Raw genomic sequence first — 2,677 nt, forward strand, 5'->3', positions numbered from 1 at the left:
TTAGCGAGGCTTTTAAAACAGACCTCGGCAAGCTGCACCAAGGCATGGTGCTTTTCGGCCGCTACACCTGTAAGGCGATCAAGCCAAATTGCAAGGAGTGCTTTTTAAACGAGCTGTGCAGTAGCAAGGATAAGAATTTTCCGTAAAATTTTGGCCTGCAGATGCGAGCTTAAATTTACGCACTTAAATTTGCCGGAATTTTAAAATTTTGATTCTTGGTAGCTGTGTTTATTATGAACTGCATTTTATAAAAACTGCTACAAATTTTATATCAAATTTAAATGCAAGAAGCTAAGGCGCAGTATTTTTGTTCTAGACGAGGCGGATTTAAATTTAAGGGCGGGAGCTACCTCGTCGGTAGTGACCGAGTAAAATTTAAATCCAACGAAGTATAGGACAAAAAGACAAGCCGCTAAATTTATTGCAATCTAGCGATTATATTTCTTACGACTTCCGCCATCATCTCCACCGACGCTATCTCGCAGTGCTCGTTTACGGAGTGCGGCGAGTGAATGTTAGGTCCTATGGAGCAGGCTTGTAGCTCGGGCTGTTTTGCGACCAGTACGCCGCACTCAAGGCCCGCGTGCACGGCGGCAAATTTAGCCTGCGGCTTTTGTTTTTGTAACTCCTCAAGCACCAGATGAGCAAAGTCGCTGATGCACGGCGCCCAGTTCGCCGAACGGTCGGTTACTCTCACATCAAAACCTAGCGCGCTAGCTAGTGTGCTAGTCTCAAAGCCCAGATTTTCAAGCCCCTCTCGCTTCATCGCGCGTCCGAAAAAATCAAACTCGATCACGCCCTCTTTTTGCTTAACGGTCGAGAGATTTATGCTTTCGTTTACCATGCCAAGCTGCGTGTCGTAGCTGCGCACGCCCTGGGCAAAGGAGTTAATTAGCGCCAAAATTTTACCGCTATTTACCAGCACGTCCGCTTCGCCCTCGCCCAGGCTCTTTACCCACGCCAGGCCGCGCTGCGCCGGCTCATGCGCACAGAGCGCCTTGCACACGGCATTTGCGGGGATCGAGTTGCTCCTCTCGCCAAAATCCAGGCTGATTAGCTCGCAGCCCTCCTCGGCGAGAAATTTCGCCAGTAGCTTCGTCGCGTTTGGGATATTTTTATGTATCTCGTTGCCCGAGTGCCCGCCGCTAAGCCCCGTGACGCCGATCTCGTAAATTTTACCGCTCTTTTTGACGCTCGCAGCGCCGATTTTTGCGCTCACGTTTATACCGCCGGCACATCCCAGCGTCACGCGGTCGTCCTCTTCGCTGTCTAAATTTAGCAAATTCGGCGATAAAATTTTACCTTTAAAGGCGTTTGCGCCCACGAGCCCGACCTCTTCGTCGTTGGTAAATAGGCACTCTAAATTTGCAAACTCCCGCATCGCGCCCATCATCATCGCCACGCCGATGCCATCATCAGCGCCCAAGCTCGAGTTTTTCGCCCTTAGCATGCCGTCCTCTTCGATGAGCTCCAAATGCGGCGCCGCGCCCACGCAAACCATGTCGTAGTGGCTTTGCAGACAGATTTTAGGCTCGCCCTTTACGGCATGGATGTTGCCAGCCTCATCGATGTTTACGCTAAAGCCCTGAGAGCGCGCAAAATCCGCCAAAAACTCCCTCATCTGCTCTGTTTCGCAGCTGCAGTGCGGTATCTCGCACAGCTTTTTAAAATCGTTTATAACCTCGTTTTTTTGCATGTTTGCTCCTTTTGAATTTATTATATCCGCGCGTTATTGCGACACGCCCGTTGAATTTAAAAGCAACCGCACTCGCTTAAGCGCTTGCGAAATTCTGCTAAATTTAAACGCGACCGCGCCAACATAGCGCTTCCGCAAAATACGCGCAGAATTTCAATCGCGCTAGCTTACGCTGCAGGCAAGCCGCGCAAAATGAAATTTTATGCAAAGTCGCATGAATTTTACCGAAATTTAGCAAGAATTTTATTTAAAATTTAGTCTGAATTTTGCCGGGGATTTTTATTTTACGATTACGCCTTCATAGCCCGTTTTTGCGATCGCCTCAAGCATCGCGGTCTCGTTTGCGTCATCTTTTGCCGCGACGGTTGCTGTTTTGCTCTGCTGCGAAACCTTCGCGCTTATCACGCCCGGCGTTTGCAAAAGCGCCTTTCGCACGATCGTAGTGCAGAGCGGGCAGTGGATTTTTTCCACGTAAATTTTAACCTCTTTGTCGGCAAAAAGCGTCGTAAATCCAAGCATCAAAAACAAAATTTTACGCATAAAGCCCTCCTAAAATTTCGGGATATGTAAGCATAAAGGCAAGCAAGGCTCCTAAGAGCGCGTAGATTAAAATCCACTTTTTACGCCCGCTTTGCAGTGAGCATGCGCGCGGCTTTTTGAAAAAGAAAAATGCAGAAAGCGCGAAGCAAAAAAGCGCTAACGCAGAAAGCGGCGCGCGGTAACCTTCCAGCACCTCCGCGCCTGAAAAAATGGAAAAGCTCGCGCCGAAAATCAAAAATAAAAGCGCAGGCAGGCAACAAAACGTCGCCGCGACCGCGCTAAAAATCGCGGCGAATATCAGCCAGAGACTGCGCGCACCGAAGCGATTTTTACCAGGATCTTCTCGCTTTTGCGCCAAGGTTTCTTGCGCGGGATTTTCTAGTTCGGTTTTCAAATTTTACCTTTTAATTATAATCTTGCCATAATCTTGTCGCACCCTCG

Annotated in this window: 3 protein-coding genes and 1 pseudogene; 1 reads left to right on the top strand and 3 read right to left on the bottom strand. The window is 48.8% G+C overall.

The window, feature by feature from the left end; all coding sequences use genetic code 11:
* Positions 1 to 146, top strand: a pseudogene (locus tag Q0614_RS02330) (endonuclease III); the annotation flags it as partial.
* A gap of 272 nt (positions 147 to 418) precedes the next feature.
* Here Q0614_RS02330 and Q0614_RS02335 read toward each other — a convergent pair.
* From Q0614_RS02335 to Q0614_RS02345, 3 genes are all read right to left on the bottom strand, one after another.
* A complete protein-coding gene (locus Q0614_RS02335) occupies positions 419 to 1,696 on the bottom strand; it encodes a M20/M25/M40 family metallo-hydrolase (RefSeq protein ID WP_298786273.1) in 1,278 nt (425 codons plus the stop codon).
* Positions 1,697 to 1,975: 279 nt separating this feature from the next.
* Positions 1,976 to 2,236 (bottom strand): cation transporter, encoded by a 261-nt coding sequence (locus Q0614_RS02340; protein WP_298786275.1) that lies wholly within the window; start codon positions 2,234 to 2,236, stop codon positions 1,976 to 1,978.
* Positions 2,229 to 2,630, bottom strand: coding sequence for an aryl sulfotransferase (locus Q0614_RS02345; RefSeq protein ID WP_298786277.1), 402 nt, complete (start codon positions 2,628 to 2,630; stop codon positions 2,229 to 2,231). The genes Q0614_RS02340 and Q0614_RS02345 overlap by 8 nt, the downstream gene beginning before the upstream one ends.
* Positions 2,631 to 2,677: the final 47 nt, after the last annotated feature.

Source organism: uncultured Campylobacter sp. (assembly GCF_937997595.1).
GTDB lineage: Bacteria > Campylobacterota > Campylobacteria > Campylobacterales > Campylobacteraceae > Campylobacter_B.